Origin of the sequence: Comamonas squillarum (assembly GCF_025309455.1) — a bacterium.
Taxonomy (GTDB): Bacteria; Pseudomonadota; Gammaproteobacteria; order Burkholderiales; family Burkholderiaceae_C; genus Comamonas; species Comamonas squillarum.
Genome location: NZ_CP104377.1, coordinates 4,939,090 through 4,957,057 on the forward strand (window position 1 = coordinate 4,939,090; position 17,968 = coordinate 4,957,057).

A 17,968-nucleotide genomic window follows, 5' to 3' on the forward strand; every position below is an offset into this window, starting at 1 on the left:
ACCAAGAGATTTCCCCCGATGATCGAAGCCCAACAATGGCACCCGGTTGCCTTGTCTGATGTGGTGGTGGATGCCCCGCTGCCGGTGCGCCTGCTGGACCAGGAGCTGGTGCTGTGGCGCGATGCGCTAGGCCAGGTGCAGGCCTTTGTCGACCGCTGCCCGCACCGTGGCGCCCGCCTGTCGCTGGGCCGCGTGCAGGATGGCCAGCTGGAGTGCCCCTACCACGGCTGGCAGTTTGCCAGCGGCGGCCAGTGTGTGAAGGTGCCGGCCGTGCCCGCCTTTGTGCCGCCCGCCAAGCACTGCGTGGCCTCCTATGGCGTGCAGGAGGCCCATGGCCTGGTGTGGGTGCAGCTGGCGCCGGCGGCAGAAGGCCAGGCGCCCGTGCCTCTGCCGGTGTTCGAGGCCGAAGCCGATGAGCGCCTGCGCAAGCTCAACTGCGGCCCTTATGATGTGGAGGCCAGCGCCCCGCGCATCATCGAGAACTTTCTCGATATGTCGCACTTTGGCTTTGTGCACGAGGGCTGGCTGGGCAGCCGCGATGCAACCGAGATGTCCCACTACGAGGTCGAAGCCACCGAGCGGGGCGTGAAGGCCACCGGCTGCAAGGCGATCCAGCCCCAGTCGAACCTGCACTCCACCAAGCCGGCTGAAGTGGACTACAGCTACGAGGTGACCGCCCCCTACACCGCCTTGCTGACCAAGGTGCCCGAGAGCGGATCGAGCAAGCAGGGCTGGCGCGAGGCGATTGGCCTATTCGTCTGCCCGGTCACGCCCGAGCGCAGCCGCGTCTGGTTCCGCCTGGCCGTGGCGGATTTCGACAGCTCGGACGAGCAACTGCAGCAGTTTCAGCATACGATCTTTACCCAGGATCAGCCCGTGCTGGAGTCGCAGATGCCCAAGCCGCTGCCGCTCGATGCCAAGGCAGAGCTGAACTCACCGGCCGACCGCATGTCGGTGGCCTACCGCCGCTACCTCAAGGCCAGTGGCGTCACTTTTGGAGTGTGTTGAGATGTACACCGTCCCCCAGATCGAAGCGGCCCGCCTGCCGGGCCTGCTGCGTGCCATGCCCAAGGCCGAGCTGCATATGCACATCGAAGGCTCGCTCGAGCCCGAGCTGATCTTTGCGCTGGCCCAGCGCAATGGCGTGGCCTTGCCCTATGCCGATGTCGAGAGCCTGCGCGCCGCTTACGCCTTTACCAACCTGCAGAGCTTTCTCGATATCTACTACGCGGGCGCCAGTGTCTTGCTGACCGAGCAGGACTTCTACGACATGGCCATGGCCTACCTGGAGCGGGCTGTGGCCGACAATGTCGTGCACACCGAGATCTTCTTTGACCCGCAAACGCACACCGCCCGTGGCGTGGCGATGGCGAGCGTCATCCAGGGCCTGCACAAGGCCTGCGTGGATGCGGAAAAGCGCTGGGGCATCAGCGCGCAGTTGATTCTGAATTTTCTGCGCCACCTGAGCGAAGAAGAAGCGCTGCAGACCCTGGGTGAGGCCTTGCCTTACCGCGCCTATTTCAGCGGGGTGGGTCTGGACAGCAGCGAGGTCGGCAACCCACCGGAGAAATTTGCCCGCGTGTTTACGCGCTGCAAGGATCTGGGCCTGCGCCGCGTGGCCCATGCCGGCGAGGAAGGGCCACCGGCCTACATCTGGGGCGCGCTGGATGTGCTGCATGCCGAGCGCGTGGACCATGGCGTGCAAGCGGTGCACGATGCCGCGCTGATGCAGCGGCTCAAGGACGAACGCATTCCCCTGACCGTCTGCCCGCTGTCCAACCAGAAGCTGCAGGTGTTCCCCGACCTGGCCGACCACAATATGCCGCAGCTGCTGGCTGCGGGCCTGGTGGCCACGGTCAACTCGGACGACCCGGCCTATTTTGGCGGCTATATCAACGAGAACTTTGTACAGCTGTTTGCAGCCACCGGCATGGGCTCGGACGAGGCCTACCAACTGGCGGCCAACAGCTTTGAAGCCAGCTTTGTGCCGCAGACGCGCAAGCAGGCCTGGCTGGGCCAGCTGCAGATGGCCTTTGCCGAGGCAGCCCGTTGAACTGAAACGCTAAAGCAAACAGGGCGCCGCGAGGCGCCCTGTTTGCTGGCAGGTGAGCGGCGACGTTAAGCGGCGGCTGCTGCGGGCACCGACTCCGACAGCATGGCATTGCGCAGCTGCAGCGCATAGCCTTCGAGCACCGCGCCGCCAGGCTCCTTGCGCGGCCAGCTGAAGCTCACGCCGTCGTCGGCATGGCGCGGCACGACATGCAGGTGGAAGTGCGCGACGGTCTGACCGCCTTCGACGCCATTGGCCTGCAGCAACGTGAGGCCTGCGGGCTCGAAAGCGATCTTGGCGGCCAGTGCCACCTTGCGCGCCGTCTGCATCACCGCAGCCGATTCTTCGTCGGTGATCTCGAAAATATTGGCTGCGTGGCGCTTGGTTGCGACCAGCACATGGCCGGGGTTGACCTGGCCCAGGTCCATGAAGGCGATCGTCAGCGCATCTTCATACACCTTGGCCGAAGGGATTTCTCCTTGCACCAGTCGGCAGAAAATGCAGACACCGGCAGGGGACGGATCAACAAAATGCGGCATGGGCCAAGCCTCCTCCTTGGGCTTTGGCAGCGGCTGCTGTCTGTGCAGTGCCACTACCAGTGGATTTAACCAACAGGTAAAACAAACACTATAGACCGCAGATATGACCCGCGTATACATCTGAGCCTGGGGTTTTCCCTGGTTAACCATCGCGCTGCTGTCAGCCTACAGCCCGAGTTGCAGCGCGGTCAGCAGCCGGCACTGCCGACAGCGCTGCTGCGGCGCATAGAAACTATTGCCAGGTCCATATAACGGCAGACCTTGGCAGACGCTAAGCTTGGCAGCATGCATATTTACCGATCCGCCCTGTTGCGCTTTGCCGATGACGGCCAGGCGCTGTATGAAGAAGATGGCCTGCTGGCCGTGGCCCCGGGCCCCGATGGCCGCGAGCGTGTGCTGGCCGCAGGCAGTTGGCAGGCGCTGTCGGCCCAGCTGCTGGCCCAGGCGGGGGCCGATGCCGTGGTCGAGCAACTGCCCGGCCGCATCATCGCGCCGGGTTTTGTCGACATGCACATCCACTACCCGCAGACCGATGTGATCGGCTCGCCCGCCAGCGGCCTCCTGCCCTGGCTCAATGACTACACCTTTCCCCATGAGTCGCGCTTTGTCGATGCCGCCTACGCGGCAGAAGTGGCGCAATTCTTTGTCGATGAGCTGCTGCGCAATGGCGTGACCACGGCGTTGACCTTTGCAACCTCGCACCCGGCATCGGCCGATGCGCTGTTTGCCCAGGCGCACAAGCGCCAGATGCGGCTGATCACCGGCAAGGTGCTGCAGGACCGCCATTCGCCCGACGGCGTGCGCGATGAGACCGAGCAAAGCCTGGTCGACACCGAAGCGCTGATCCGCCGCTGGCATGGCGTGGACCGCCTGGGATACGCGATCACTCCGCGCTTTGCGCCCACCAGCAGCGAGGCCCAACTGCGCGGCGCCGGCGAGCTGGCAGCGCGCTACAGCGATGTCTGGATCCAGTCGCATGTGGCTGAAAACCTCGACGAGATTGCCTGGGTGCGCGAGCTGTTTCCGGACAGCCGCAGCTACCTGCAGGTCTATGCCGACCGGGGGCTGATGCGTGAGCGTGCCGTCTATGCCCATTGCATCCACCTCGATGCACGTGACCGCGCGCTGATGCACGAAACCCGCACCGCCGCAGCGGTGAGCCCTACCAGCAACCTTTTTTTGGCCAGCGGCTTTTTTGACTATGCCCAGGCCGACGCCGCGCAGATGTTGTACGGCCTGGCCAGCGATGTGGGCGGCGGCACGAGTTTTAGCCCGTTTCGCACCATGCTGGCGGCCTACTTTGTCGGTCGCGAGGGGCGCGACAAGCAGGGCCTGTCGCTCGCGCCCAGCCATCTGTGGTGGCAGCACACGGCCGGTGCGGCGCAGGCGCTGGGCCTGGCTGGGGTGGTCGGCAACCTGCAGCCGGGTTGCGAAGCCGACTTTGTCGTGCTCAACCCGCAGGCCACGCTGCTGATCGCCCGCAAGACGGCGCAGGCCCGCAATCTGGAGGAGCTGCTGTTCAGCCTCATCGTGCTGGGCGATGACCGCCTGATCGAGCGCAGCCGGATTGCGCAGAAGCAGGGCTGATCCTGGTGCAGCGGTAGTGCAGGGGCAGGCCTCGGGGCGGCTGCAGATGCCGCCCGCCGGGGCAATGCCTTTCGCTACAATGCCGCCTAGGAGTTATTTCAGACATGAGCATTCAAAGCGACAAGTGGATTCGCCGCATGGCGGAACAGCACGGCATGATCGAGCCCTTCGAGCCCGGTCAGGTGCGCCAGGTGGATGGCAAGAAAATCATCAGCTATGGCACCTCCAGCTACGGCTACGACATCCGCTGCGCCCGCGAATTCAAGGTGTTCACCAACATCCACAGCACCGTGGTCGATCCCAAGAACTTCGATGAAAAAAGCTTTGTCGATTTTGAAGGCGACTACTGCATCATTCCGCCCAACAGCTTTGCGTTGGCCCGCACCGTCGAGTACTTCCGCATTCCGCGCGATGTGCTGACCGTCTGCCTGGGCAAGAGCACCTATGCGCGCTGCGGCATCATCGTCAATGTGACGCCGTTCGAGCCTGAGTGGGAAGGCTATGTAACCCTCGAGTTCTCCAACACCACGCCGCTGCCGGCCAAGATCTATGCGGGCGAGGGCTGCGCGCAGGTGCTGTTCCTGCGCGGTGATGAGCCCTGCGAGGTGAGCTACAAGGACCGCAATGGCAAGTACCAGGGCCAGCATGGCGTCACCTTGCCAAAGGCCTGACAACGCGCCATCTTGCCCTGCAGCCACTCCCGTTTTGGAGTGGCTTTTTTACGGGGCCTGTTTACAGTGGCCCAGGTCTTTGCAAATTTTCTTCAATGGGGGCGCTGCGGGCCCATTTTCTGCGCGCTCGGGAGCCGGTCTTACGCGCTGGGCCACCGCAAATGCGCTACTGTAGACGGATCAATAACAGAGGCAGTGCCAGGGCACTGCAAGGAGAGCGACCATGAAATGGGAAGGCAACCGCGAATCGAGCAATGTGGAAGACCGCCGCGGCAGTGGTGGCGGGGGCGGCGGAGGCTTTGGCCTGGGCGGGCGCAGCATCGGCATTGGCACCGTGGTGCTGGCGCTGATTGGCTGGGGGGTGTTTGGCATCAACCCGCTCACCACCATCGGCGTGCTCTCGGGGGGGGGCTCGCCCGCGCCCACGCAGCAAGGCCCGGCCAAGGCGCCACCGGCCAATGACCAGGGGGCCAAGTTTGTCTCCACCGTGCTGGCCTCGACTGAAGATGTCTGGAGCGATATCTTCACCAAGGGTGGCGCCCAGTACCGCGCGCCTCGCCTGGTGCTGTTCACCGGCGTCACGCGCACCGCCTGCGGCACCGGCCAGTCGGCGATGGGGCCGTTCTACTGCCCCGGTGACCAGAAGGTCTACCTGGACATGGATTTCTTCAACACCATGAGCCGCCAGCTGGGCGCGCCCGGTGAGTTTGCGCGCGCTTATGTGGTGGCGCACGAGGTGGGCCACCATGTACAGAACCTGCTGGGTATCTCGGGCAAGGTCGACGCGATGCGTGGCCGCATCAGCGAGCGCGAGCAAAATGCGCTGTCGGTGCGGCTGGAGCTGCAGGCCGACTGCTATGCCGGCATCTGGGCCAACCATTCCCAGCAGGCCAAGAGCTGGCTGGAGCAGGGCGACATTGAATCGGCCGTGAATGCCGCTCAGCAGATTGGTGATGACAAGCTGCAGCGCGAAGCCACCGGCACCGTGCGCCCCGACAGCTTCACCCACGGCTCCAGCGCCCAGCGCGTGCGCTGGTTCACGCAGGGCTACAAGACCGGCAGCGTCCAGTCTTGCGATACCTTCCAGGCCGGCAGCCTGTGATGCACTTGGCCCCGGCCGCTAAAAATCGGGCTGGGCCGATCCGCTGCGGCCTTCCGCTGCAGGCTGGCGGCGCCCGTTTCTACGCTGGCCAGCCAGGATTTTCAGGGGCCGCGTGCGAATCCGTAAGGCAAGACAGGGTTAAGCCAAGCGCCGATTTGTCTGCAGTGCGACAATAGGGGGCTTACATGACAAATTCTTTCTCCAACCTTCATCTGGCCGAGCCCCTGGCCAAAGCCATCTCCGAGATGGGCTACGCATCCATGACTCCCATTCAGGCACAGGCCATCCCTGTGGTGCTGACTGGGAAAGACGTCATGGGTGCTGCACAAACTGGCACGGGCAAGACAGCTGCTTTCTCATTGCCGCTGCTCCAGCGGATGATGGTGCACGAAAACAGCTCGGCATCGCCCGCGCGCCATCCGGTGCGTGCGCTGGTGCTGCTGCCGACGCGTGAACTGGCCGACCAGGTCGCCCAGCAGATTGCCCAGTTCGCCAAACACACCAAGCTGCGCAGCACCGTGGTGTTTGGCGGCATGGACATGAAACCGCAAACCCTGGAGCTCAAAAAGGGTGTGGAAATCCTGGTGGCGACCCCCGGTCGCCTGCTGGACCACATCGAGGCCAAGAACGCGGTGCTCAACCAGGTGGAGTACGTGGTGCTGGACGAGGCCGACCGCATGCTCGACATCGGTTTTCTGCCCGATCTGCAGCGCATCCTGTCCTTCCTGCCCAAAAAGCGCACCACCTTGCTGTTCTCGGCCACGTTCTCGCCCGAGATCAAGCGCCTGGCCGGCAGCTACCTGCAAGACCCGGTCACGATCGAGGTTGCACGCCCCAACGAAACCGCGTCCACCGTCGAGCAGCGCTTCTACGCTGCCTCTGACGATGACAAGCGCCGTGTGCTGACCAAGGTGCTGCGCGAGCGCCAGATCCGCCAGGCCTTTGTGTTCGTCAACAGCAAGCTGGGTTGCTCGCGCCTGGCGCGTACGCTGGAGCGTGAGGGCCTGCGTGCCGCAGCGCTGCACGGCGACAAGAGCCAGGACGAACGCCTCAAGGCGCTCGAAGCCTTTAAGCAAGGCGAAGTCGATCTGCTCGTCTGCACCGATGTGGCCGCCCGTGGTCTGGACATCAAGGATGTGCCCGCCGTCTTCAACTTTGATGTGCCCTTCAATGCCGAAGACTATGTGCACCGCATTGGCCGCACCGGCCGTGCTGGCGCATCCGGTCTGGCCGTCACGCTGGTCTCCCATGCCGATGCCCGCCATGTGTCGGACATCGAGAAGCTGATCAAGAAGAAGATCGACGTCGAGAACTTTGCGCTGGACGAGCAGCCCCAGCGCGAGCGCTTCAACGATGGCAACCGCGAACGCCGTGAGCGTGAAGCTGGCCGTGAGCGCGACAGCTCGCGCAGCCGCGACCGCCGCGCGCCGCGCGAGGACGACGCGCAGGACCGCCGTGAGCGCTACCGCCCGGCACCCGTCTCGCGCGATCCGTTCTTTGACAAGCCGTACGAGCCCAAGGCCGCTGAGCCCGCTGCCTGGGATGCGAACGCCAAGCCGGCGCCAGCACGTGGCCCCGGCATCAAGCCACGCCGCAAGGTCGCTGCGCTGTTCAAGCCTTCGCCAGCATCTGAATAATCTCGGTCACGACGATAGACAAAGGCCTCAGCTAACCGCTGAGGCCTTTTTTTGTTGCGCTCATCCCGGCTGCTGGGCCTGCTCGCAATCGACATGGATCAGCTCGCGCTCGGCCAGCGTATTGCCAAAGCGCACCGCGCTCAGGCAGCCACCCCAGACGCAGCCGGTATCGAGCGCCAGCAGATGGGGGCGCTGCAGATCGCCCAGGGTGGACCAGTGGCCAAAGGCAATGGTGGTGTTGGCAGTGGCGCGCCCGGGCAGGTCAAACCAGGCGGTCAGACCTTCGGGGGCATCGGCCAGGCTCTCGGTACTGTCAAAGTCCAGGCTGCCATCGGCATGGCAAAAGCGCATGCGCGTGAGCACGTTGGTGATCATGCGCAGACGCTCCATGCCCGTGAGCTCCGGATCCCATTGCGCAGGGATATTGCCGTACATGGCTTGCAAGAAGCTGGTCAGCTCTTCGCTGCGCAGCACCGCTTCCACCTCGGCCGCATAACGCAGCGTGTCGGCTGCATTCCAGCTGCGGTGCACGCCGGCATGCACCATCAGCAGTTGTTCACCCGCCACTGTGTGCGTACGCGCCAGCGGCTGCTGGCGCAGCCATGCCAAGAGCTGTGCGGCATCGGGTGCCTGCAGCACTTCCAGCAAGGTGTCGCGCCGGGAGAACTTGCGCCGGCCATGGGCAGCCGCCAGCAGGTGCAGGTCATGGTTGCCCAGAAGGGCCTGGATGCTGCCGTCCGCGTCTATGCAGCGGCGCAGGGTCTGGGCCGATTCGGGGCCCCGGTTGACCAGGTCGCCCAGCAGATAGACCGTGTCGCGGCTGGGGGAGAAGTCGATTTTGGCCAACAGACGGCCCAAAGCGCTATCGCAGCCTTGGATATCGCCGATACAGTAAAGTGACATGCTTGTTGAACTACCTGTGAACTATTTTGTTAGACGTACTCTTGATCGCGCTTTTGACCTTGCTCAACGGGGTCTTTGCCATGTCCGAGCTGGCGCTGGCCAGCAGCCGCAAGTCCCGTTTGCTGGCCATGGCCGAAAGTGGCGACAAGGGCGCCAAGGCGGCGCTGGATCTGCTGAGCAATCCTACCCAATTTCTGTCCTCGATTCAGGTGGGTATTACCTCGATCGGCATGCTCAACGGCATTTTTGGTGAAGCGGCTTTCAGCGACGGGCTGGCGCAATCGCTGATCACCTGGGGCATGCCGGCCTCGTTTGCGTCGGTGGTGGCCACCACCACGGTGATCATTGTCATTACCTTCATGACCATTGTGTTTGGCGAGCTGGTGCCCAAGCGCATTGGACAGATGTACCCCGAGGCGTCGTCGCGCCTCATTGCGCTGCCGCTCACCTGGGTGTCGCGCATCGCCAAGCCTTTTGTCTGGCTGCTGGCCATTTCTGCACAAGGCGTGCTGCGCCTTCTGCGCATCAAGGATGAATCGGACCGCGCGGTGACCGAAGAGGAAATCGTCGCCAGCCTCGATGAAGGGCGAGACGCTGGCGTGATCGAGCACCACGAACACCAGATGGTGCAGAACGTGTTCCATCTGGATGACCGCCCCCTGATCTCGATGATGGTGCCCCGGGGCGATGTGGAATGGCTCGATGCCAATCTGACCGTGGCCGAGGCCTTGCATGCGGTGCGTGCCTCCAGTGGCAAGGGAGCGCATTCCTGGTATCCCGTCTGCCGCGAATCGCTGGACAACGTGGTGGGCCTGGTCAGCGTGGCGCACCTGCTCGACGTCGTCGATACGCACAACACCGCGATTGCGAAGGTGGCCTTGGCGGCCAGCTACGTGCCCGAAACGCTCAGCGGCTTTGAACTGCTCGAGCAGTTCCGCGCGCGCGCGGGCCGCATGATTTTTGTTGTCGATGAATACGGGGTCGTGCAAGGCATCATCACGCCGCGTGACTTGCTCGAAGCGATTACCGGCGAGCTCAAACCCGGGGCCGCCAGCGAGGCCTGGGCGGTACAGAACGACGATGGCTCCTGGTACCTTGATGGCCTGATGCCGGTATCCGAATTGAAGGCGCGTTTGGAAATCAAGGAGTTGCCCGATGAGGACAAGGGCCGCTATAACACCTTGGCTGGCATGTTGATGGCCGAATCGGGCCATCTGCCGCCGTTGGGTGAAAAGATTTATTGCGCGGGTTGGGTATTTGAGGTTCTGGCGCTGGAAGGCAAGCGCGTCGACAAGGTAATCGCCAGGCTGGACGTGATGGCACTCGATTACTGAAAGTTACAGGTAGGGGGATCCAGGTTTACCATTCCTTTAAATAGAAAAATGTGTGGACTTACTCGGTTATTGCATTTTTAGGTATACTGCAAACGTTAACCGAATTGAATGGATATTAAACATGCCTACTTTGAAGGAAATCGATGCCCAACTGGCAGCACTGCAACAACAGCGTGAAGAAGTTCGTCGCAACGAACTGAAGACCGCTGTCGACCAGGTGCGCAAGCTTGTGGCAGATTACGGCCTGACCGAACAGGATGTATTCCCTCCTGCACGTGGCCGCTCGGCTTCCGCAGGCTCTAAAGTCGCTCCCAAGTACCGCGACCCAGCAACGGGCGCTACCTGGACGGGCCGTGGCAAGGCGCCAAAGTGGATTGAAGGCCAGGATCGTGAAAAGTTCGCGATTTAAGTGGGGCGTCCTTCAAAGAAAAAACCTGCTTCGGCAGGTTTTTTTTCGTTGCGGGGTCGACTTGTCGGGCAGCTTTATAAAAATTCCTACATCTCTTCTTCATTTCTCCTATTTTTGTAGGAGTGGATTGTTGCTAACTATCCGTTGAGCGATCCATCATATCTGAGCGATGCTAAATGTATGCAATTGCTCATAGTGCCTTGCTATAATTGCATTTGCTAATCTATAGGCTTATTCATTTTTTTTACGATTTTGTAGATTTTATGGAGGCCTGGCAGCGGATTGGCAGTTTGCGGAGTGGGTCGCATTTCGATGCCCATGGTGTCCGGTATGGATGGTTAATGGGAATGCGCAAATCGCATTGCGATCACTCCTGCGATTGCACCTGGGATTGCAGGGCTTAGCCTTTGGATGACATATGCAGGACCAGGCCCGGGAGTAGACTGTTTGCAGCGTTCCGTCTAATACGCGTAAAACAGGAGTCACGATGAAATCAGGTGATCATGAGGCAGCGCAACACGCCTTCGCCTCGACCCTCCAAGCCCTCTCGATCCCTTCGTCCAAGAAGTCTGGCAAAGGTGGCAAGGCCAAGTTCTATTCGCTGCCCGAGCTGAGCAAACAATTCCCCAATATCCAGCGCCTGCCGATGTCCCTGCGCATTGTGCTGGAGTCGGTCTTGCGCAACTGCGATGGCCAGCGCGTGCTGCCCGAGCATGTGGAGCAGCTGGCCAACTGGAAGCCGCAGGCCGAACGCACCGAAGAGATTCCCTTTGTCGTGGCACGCGTGGTGCTGCAGGATTTCACCGGCGTGCCGCTGCTCGCCGACCTGGCTGCGATGCGCAGCACGGCCGAGCGCATGGGCAAGAACGCCAGCGCCATCGAGCCGCTGGTGCCTGTCGATCTGGTGGTGGACCACTCGATCATGGTCGATTACTACGGCAGCAAGAACGCGCTGGACCTGAACATGAAGCTGGAGTTCGAGCGCAACAACGAGCGCTACCAGTTCATGAAATGGGGCATGCAGGCCTTTGACACCTTTGGCGTGGTGCCGCCGGGCTTTGGCATCGTGCACCAGGTCAATCTGGAATACCTCGCGCGCGGCGTGCACCAGGACAAGCACCATGTCTACTACCCCGACTCGCTGGTGGGCACTGACAGCCACACGACGATGATCAATGGTGTGGGAGTGGTGGCCTGGGGCGTGGGCGGCATCGAGGCCGAAGCTGCGATGCTGGGCCAGCCGGTCTACTTCCTCACGCCCGATGTGGTGGGCTTTGAGCTCTCGGGCAGCCTGCGCGAAGGCGTGACCGCCACCGACCTGGTGCTGACCGTCACCGAGATGCTGCGCCGTGAAAAGGTCGTGGGCAAGTTTGTCGAGTTCTTTGGCGAGGGCACGCGCAGCCTGTCGGTGCCTGACCGCGCCACCATCGGCAACATGGCGCCCGAGTACGGTGCCACGATGGGCTTCTTCCCGGTCGATGACAAGACCATGGACTACTTTGAAGGTACGGGCCGCAGCAAGGCCGAGATTGCCGCCTTTGAAGCCTACTTCAAAGCCCAGGGCCTGTATGGCGTGCCCCGGGCGGGAGACATTGATTATTCCCAGGTCGTGCGGCTGGACCTGGGCACGGTGGCGCCCAGCCTGGCGGGCCCCAAGCGGCCCCAGGACCGTATCGAGATCGGCCAGGTGGCTGCCAAGTTTGACATGCTGTTCAGCGCGCCGGGGGCCCAAAACGGCTTCAACCTGCCTGCAGACCAGCTGGCCCAGCCCGTCAAGGTGCGCATCAATGGCGCGGGCGAGACGGCCGAGCCGTCCACCAAGCCCTTGCCGGCCGGCTCGCCGCGCAATGCCGAGGAGATGGTCGCCAACAAGCCCGCGGTGGTGGATGAAGAAGCCAGCCTGGATGCGGCCGATGCCCATGCCGAGCGCATCGACGGGCGCGATGTGGACCTGCACAACGGCGATGTGCTGATTGCCGCCATCACCAGCTGCACCAACACCTCCAACCCCAGCGTGATGCTGGCCGCGGGCTTGCTGGCCAAGAAGGCCGTCAAGGCTGGCCTGCGTGTGCAGTCGCACATCAAGACATCGCTGGCCCCTGGCTCGCGCCTGGTGACCTTGTATTTGACCGAGTCGGGTCTGCTGCCCTATCTGGAGCAACTGGGCTTCAATATCGCCGGTTATGGCTGCACCACCTGCATCGGCAATGCTGGCGATCTGCTGCCGGAATTCAACAGCGCCATCCAGCACCATGACCTGGTCTGTGCGGCCGTGCTGTCGGGCAACCGCAACTTCGAGGCGCGCATCCACCCCAATATCCGCGCCAACTTCCTGGCCAGTCCGCCGCTGGTGGTGGCCTATGCGATTGCCGGCAATGTGCGCAAGGACCTGATGACCGAGCCGGTGGGCCAGGGCAAGAATGGCCGCGACGTCTACCTGGGCGATATCTGGCCGACGACCGACGAGGTGCAGAAGCTGATGAAATTTGCGATGAACGGCAAGGCTTTCCGCGCCAACTACGAAAAGGTCAGCAGCGAGCCGGGCAAACTCTGGGAAAAGATCAAGGGCGTGACCGGCGCCACCTATACCTGGCCGCAGAGCACCTATATTGCCGAGCCCCCCTTTTTCAAGGACTTCTCGCTGGCAGCGCCCGAGCCGCGTGCCGATCAGCGCGACAATGCGGTGCGTAAGGCCAGAGTGATGGCTTTATTTGGTGATTCGATTACCACTGACCATATCTCGCCCGCTGGATCGATCAAGGACAGCTCGCCCGCCGGCCAATGGCTGCTGGCCAACGGCGTCAAGAAGAGCGAGTTCAACAGCTATGGATCGCGCCGCGGTAACCATGAGGTGATGATGCGCGGCACCTTCGCCAATGTGCGCATCAAGAACCTGATGCTGGCGGCCAAGCCGGACGGTTCGCGCGAAGAGGGTGGCCTGACGCTCTACCAAAATCCGGGCGACGAACAAGGCAGCAAGCTCTTCATTTACGATGCCGCCATGCGCTATATGGCAGCGGGCACGCCCACTGTGGTGTTTGCCGGCGAGGAATACGGCACGGGCTCGAGCCGCGACTGGGCGGCCAAGGGCACCCAGTTGCTGGGTATCAAGGCAGTGGTGGCGCGCAGTTTCGAGCGCATCCACCGCGCCAATCTGGTGGGTATGGGCGTGCTGCCGCTGCAGTTCAAGCAAGGTGAAAGCTGGGAGAGTCTGAACCTGCGCGGCGACGAGCTGATCGACATCGTGCCCGACCCGTCGCTGGCGCCGCGCAGCAAGGCCAAACTGGTCATCCAGCGCGCCGATGGCAGCGTTACCGAAGCCGAGCTGGTGTTGCGTATTGACACGCCTATCGAGGTCGAATACTACAAGGACGGCGGTATACTCCCCTTCGTTTTACGCCAATTGCTGTAAGAGTTGACCTACACGCGACTGACACGGGCCTTGTTACGACGAGGCCCGTTTGCATTTGTTGACCGTTACTGGTCAAATAGATGGACGTTAGTTTACTTTTAATTACATTTAGCCAACTATGGCCCATCCCTACACCCCCTTGTCGCTAGGCAGGCGCATGCACGAGATCCACACGCGGATCATGTGGTGTCTGCTCGCTGGCGGGGTGCTGTTGGCGGGGCTGGTGTCTACCGATGCGCAGGGCGTGGGCTTTGCCCGGGCGCTGCAGACCTGGATACAGGTGCTGCTGCTGCTCGCAGCTCTTGCCACCTTGGGTTGGGGCGGGCGCCTGTTGCTGCAGGGCACGGCCGGCAGTGCGTTCATGGGCCGGCCGCTGTGGGTCTGCAGTGCCGTTGCGCTGGGCGGCTTTGCGGTGTTGCTGGCGCTGCCGCTGCGGCTGTCTGAACACGGCAGCCGGCCGGCCTTGTGGCTGGAGCTGGCGGTCAATATTTTGCTATCAATATGCCTATTGATAGTCTCCATAGATTTATTGTCGTCTGCGCGGCGCAATAGCCCGGGCGCCGTGCCCCGAGCCAGCCATTGGTTGCACCTGCAAAGCAATGGCGCGGTGCTCACGGCGCTGGCGCTCTTGGTGGCGGTCACGGCAGGGGTGGCGCAGGGCCTGGTCGATCTGGAAGGCATGCGCCGCTATGTCTTGCCGCTGGGCATGCTGGCCTGCTGCGCCTGGGCTGCGCTGCAGAGCCGCCATTTTGCGGGCCAGTCCGGCCGCTGGACAGTGTTGAGACTCGCGGCCGCCTTGGCCGTGGGCGCAGCAGCCATCTTGCTGGGCGCGGGCAGCCACTGGGCCATGCTGCTGGAGCAGGCGGCCTGGTGCTATGCGTTGTCGGTGCTGGCCCTGGTGCTGGTCATGGCCTCGCTGCGCCACAGCCTGGTGGGCTGGGCCTCGGCCCATCCTGCGCGCCTGCAAGGTGAGGAGTGGCTGGAGCAGGCCCCCATTGGTGTCGTGCGGGTCGACGGCTCGGGCGCCATCGTCCATGCCAACCGCACCCAGCTCGACTGGCTGGGCGTGCCCAGCCTGGTGGACCAGCCCTGGACCGAAGCGCTGGCGCCGAGCCTGCGCAACCAGGCGCCCGATTGGCTCGCACGCTTGCGCGCGGGGCAGTCGCTCGCCTTTGAGCAAAGCATGGATACGCCCCAGGGCCTGCGCCACTTCCAGACCGATATCCTGGTCGCCCCGCAAGGGCGCGATGCGCATGCCTTCATGCTGCTCTCGCACGATGTGTCGATGCAAAAACTGATGGTCGGCCGCGTGCAGGAGCAGCAGTCGCAACTGGTGTCGCTGGTCAGTGCCATCCCGGACCTGGTCGTGCTCAAGGGGGCCGATGGGCGCTTTTTGCACTGCAACCAGGCCTTTGAGCGCCTGGTGGGCCTGGCACACGCGCAGATCATCGGCCGCACGACCTCGGACCTGGGCCTGCAAGGGCGCATGCCCTCCGATTGGGAGACTGATCTGCGTGCGCGCAATGCCAACACGCCGGTGGTCTATGAAGAGACCTTGCAGTTTGCCGACAATGGCTACCAGGGCCGTTTCGAGATCACCAAATCGGCCATCCGTGCTGCCAATGGCGAGGTCACCGGCCTGCTGTGCATCTGCCGCGATCTGGCCGAGCGCAGCCGCGCCCGCAAGGAAATCGAGCGCCTGGAGTTCTTCGATGTGCTCACTGGCCTGCCCAACCGCCGCATGCTGATGGACCGGCTCGAATGGTCGATCATCGCCTGCAAGCAGCGCGGCACCTATGCGGCGCTGCTGTTCATCGATCTGGACAATTTCAAGGACCTCAATGATTCGCTGGGCCACCAAAAGGGTGACCGGCTGCTGTGCGAAGTGGGCAAGCGCCTGATTGCCAGCGTGCGCAGCGGCGATGTGGTGGCGCGCTTTGGCGGTGACGAGTTTGTCGTGCTGGTCGAGAACCTGGGCGCCGAGCGCGTGCAGGCCGAAGCCCATGTGCGCTCGGTGGTCGAGCATGTGATCACCCGGTTCAAGCAGCCCTTTGTGCTCGACGGCCAGTCCCACCACAGCACGCCCAGCATTGGCGTGACCGTGTTTGGCGACCAAGAATCGCTGACGGTGCAGGAGCTGCTCAAGCGCGCCGACCTGGCGATGTACGAGGCGAAATCGGCCGGCCGCAACACGCAGCGCTTCTTTGATCCGCAGATGCAGGCCATCGTCAACGCGCGTGCCAACCTGGAAAGTGATCTGCGCCAGGCCATCCATGACGGCGAGCTGCAGGTCTACTACCAGCCGGTGATGAATGGCAGCGGCAGCCTGGTGGGCGCGGAAGCCTTGGTGCGCTGGCGCCACCCGGCGCGTGGCCTGGTCATGCCGATCGAGTTCATCGACCTGGCCGAGCAGACCGGGCTGATTGTCGACCTGGGCAACTTCGTGATGCGCACCGCCTGCGAGCAGCTGGCGCTGTGGGCCGCCAGCCCTTCCACCCAGGCGCTGACCATGTCGGTCAATGTGAGCCCCCGGCAGTTCCATAACCAGGGCTTTGTTGACGAGGTGCTGGGCATTGTGGCGCAGACGGGTGCCAACCCCGCACGCCTGAAGCTGGAGCTGACCGAGAACCTGCTGCTGGGCGATGTCAATGAAACCGTCAACCGCATGCGCCAGCTCAAGGAGCGCGGCGTGGGCTTCTCGCTCGATGACTTTGGCGTCGGCTACTCGTCGCTGTCCTACCTCAAGCGCCTGCCGCTCGACCAGCTGAAGATCGACCGCAGCTTTGTCAGCGATGTGCTGAGCGACGTCAGCGACGCGGTGATTGTGCGCACCATCCTGGCGCTGGCCCACAGCCTGGAGCTCGAAGTGGTGGCCGAAGGCGTGGAGAACTCCGAGCAGGTGGATTTCCTCGTCAGCAACGGCTGCAAGCGCTTCCAGGGCTTCCACTTTGGCCGCCCGGTGCCGATTGGCGAGTTCGAGCGCCTGCACGGCTTCGCCAGCTTCCGGCCGGCTTGAGCCCCACGGCCGATACAGTGTTGTGGGCTGCTGCAGCCAGGCACGTGGCAGTTGCGCTAGCGCACAAGGCAGGCCCTGCAATCTGGGCACAATGGCGGTATGCATGAACAGATTTTGATCGCCGGCGGCGGTATCGGCGGCCTGGCTGCTGCGCTGGCCGCCCTTCGCGCGGGCACCGAGGTGCGCCTGTTTGAGCGCGCTGCGCAGTTCAGCGAGGTGGGCGCCGGTGTGCAGCTGGGCCCCAACGTCGTGCGGCGCCTGCAGGCCTGGGGCCTGCAAAGGCCGCTGCAGGCGGTGGCAGCCTTTCCGCAGGCGCTGGTCTCGCGCAATGCCATCAGCGGCCAGGAGCTGGCCCGGCTGGACTTGGGTGCACACGCGGTGGCACGCTATGGCGCAGCCTACGCCACCATCCACCGCGCCGACCTGCACCAGCTGCTGCTCGATGCGGTGCGGCCCAGCGCCGATCTGCACCTCAACCTGGACAACGCCGTGGACTACCACGAGGACAACGGCCGCGTCGTCACCCTCACCACCAAGCAGGGCAAGCAGATCGAGGGCGATGCGCTGGTGGGGGCCGATGGCATCTGGAGCCGCACGCGGCTGCGCCTGCTCCATGATGCGCCCCCGCGCGTCACCGGCCACCTGGCCTACCGGGCACTGGTACGCCAGAGCGATCTGCCGGCGGCCCTGCGCACCGACGTGGTCAGCGCCTGGATGGGGCCGCGCTTTCATGCAGTGCAGTACCCCGTGCGCGGCGGCGACATGCAGAACCTGGTCATCATTGTCGAGGGCGCCGCGCCCGATGACCTGGAGCACTGGGACCATGCCGGCAACGGCGCCGATCTGCTGCGGTGCCTGGCCGGTGCGCATCGCCAGTTGCTGGGGCTGGTGGAAGCGGTCAGTGCCACAGGCGCTGCCTGGCGCCTCTGGCCGCTGGCTGATCGCGCACCGATGACCGGCCCCCAGGAGATGGCGCAAGGCCTGGTCGCGCTGCTGGGCGATGCCGCCCACCCGATGCGGCCCTACCTGGCCCAGGGCGCCGGCATGGCGATTGAAGATGCAGCCGAGCTGCAGCGGGCCTTGACCATGCACGACCTGGAGATGCCACTGCGCCTGCGGCGCTATGCGCTCAACCGCTGGCAGCGCAATGCCCGGGTGCAGGCGCGGGCGATCCGCAATGGCGAGATTTTCCATGCACGCGGCCTGGTGGCCCTGGGGCGCGATACGGCGCTACGCGCGCTGGGCGCCAAGCTGATGGATGTGCCCTGGCTGTACCGGGGCGATGGTTCATCGGCCTCGGTGCTGTAG

At 63.4% G+C, this 17,968-nt stretch carries 13 protein-coding genes; 11 read left to right on the forward strand and 2 right to left on the reverse strand.

Translation table 11 applies throughout. The features are described from left to right. The first annotated feature begins 18 nt into the window (after positions 1 to 18). Entirely contained in the window at positions 19 to 1,008 is a 990-nt protein-coding gene (locus N4T19_RS22445; protein WP_260719041.1) for an aromatic ring-hydroxylating dioxygenase subunit alpha, read from the forward strand. 1 nt (position 1,009) lies between these two features. Continuing rightward, a complete protein-coding gene (locus N4T19_RS22450; RefSeq protein WP_260719042.1) occupies positions 1,010 to 2,053 on the forward strand; it encodes an adenosine deaminase in 1,044 nt (347 codons plus the stop codon). Between the two features lie 65 nt (positions 2,054 to 2,118). Here N4T19_RS22450 and N4T19_RS22455 read toward each other — a convergent pair whose 3' ends face one another. Continuing rightward, positions 2,119 to 2,589 carry an HIT family protein gene (locus N4T19_RS22455; protein ID WP_116924937.1) on the reverse strand — a complete coding sequence of 157 codons (471 nt, stop codon included), beginning with the start codon at positions 2,587 to 2,589 and terminating at the stop codon, positions 2,119 to 2,121. A 285-nt stretch (positions 2,590 to 2,874) separates the two neighbouring features. Between N4T19_RS22455 and guaD the strand changes: the two genes are divergently transcribed. From guaD to N4T19_RS22475, 4 genes are all read left to right on the forward strand, one after another. Then, entirely contained in the window at positions 2,875 to 4,176 is a 1,302-nt protein-coding gene (gene guaD / locus N4T19_RS22460) for a guanine deaminase (protein WP_116924862.1), read from the forward strand. Between the two features lie 104 nt (positions 4,177 to 4,280). Beyond that, the gene (dcd, locus tag N4T19_RS22465; RefSeq protein ID WP_021027736.1) at positions 4,281 to 4,847 is read left to right on the forward strand and encodes a dCTP deaminase; all 567 of its coding nucleotides are present in this window, start codon (positions 4,281 to 4,283) and stop codon (positions 4,845 to 4,847) included. Between the two features lie 223 nt (positions 4,848 to 5,070). Beyond that, positions 5,071 to 5,949, forward strand: a complete 879-nt coding sequence (ypfJ, locus tag N4T19_RS22470; protein ID WP_116924863.1) for a KPN_02809 family neutral zinc metallopeptidase — start codon at positions 5,071 to 5,073, stop codon at positions 5,947 to 5,949. A 185-nt stretch (positions 5,950 to 6,134) separates the two neighbouring features. Beyond that, positions 6,135 to 7,586, forward strand: coding sequence for a DEAD/DEAH box helicase (locus N4T19_RS22475; protein WP_260719043.1), 1,452 nt, complete (start codon positions 6,135 to 6,137; stop codon positions 7,584 to 7,586). Positions 7,587 to 7,646: 60 nt separating this feature from the next. On the opposite strand, the gene N4T19_RS22480 is transcribed toward N4T19_RS22475, so the two are convergent. Beyond that, positions 7,647 to 8,489, reverse strand: a complete 843-nt coding sequence (locus tag N4T19_RS22480; RefSeq protein WP_260719044.1) for a symmetrical bis(5'-nucleosyl)-tetraphosphatase — start codon at positions 8,487 to 8,489, stop codon at positions 7,647 to 7,649. Between the two features lie 26 nt (positions 8,490 to 8,515). On the opposite strand from N4T19_RS22480, the gene N4T19_RS22485 reads away from it, so the two are divergent. The 5 genes from N4T19_RS22485 to N4T19_RS22505 all read left to right on the forward strand — a co-directional run bounded on the left by N4T19_RS22485 (position 8,516) and on the right by N4T19_RS22505 (position 17,968). Further along, positions 8,516 to 9,823: a hemolysin family protein gene (locus N4T19_RS22485; RefSeq protein ID WP_260719045.1), complete on the forward strand. Its 1,308-nt coding sequence runs from the start codon at positions 8,516 to 8,518 to the stop codon at positions 9,821 to 9,823. Between the two features lie 121 nt (positions 9,824 to 9,944). Further along, entirely contained in the window at positions 9,945 to 10,232 is a 288-nt protein-coding gene (locus N4T19_RS22490; protein WP_021027731.1) for an H-NS histone family protein, read from the forward strand. Positions 10,233 to 10,719: 487 nt separating this feature from the next. After that, a complete protein-coding gene (locus N4T19_RS22495) occupies positions 10,720 to 13,644 on the forward strand; it encodes an aconitate hydratase (protein ID WP_260719046.1) in 2,925 nt (974 codons plus the stop codon). Between the two features lie 157 nt (positions 13,645 to 13,801). After that, entirely contained in the window at positions 13,802 to 16,660 is a 2,859-nt protein-coding gene (locus N4T19_RS22500) for a putative bifunctional diguanylate cyclase/phosphodiesterase (RefSeq protein ID WP_260719047.1), read from the forward strand. A gap of 99 nt (positions 16,661 to 16,759) precedes the next feature. Beyond that, positions 16,760 to 17,968, forward strand: a complete 1,209-nt coding sequence (locus tag N4T19_RS22505; protein WP_116924868.1) for an FAD-dependent monooxygenase — start codon at positions 16,760 to 16,762, stop codon at positions 17,966 to 17,968.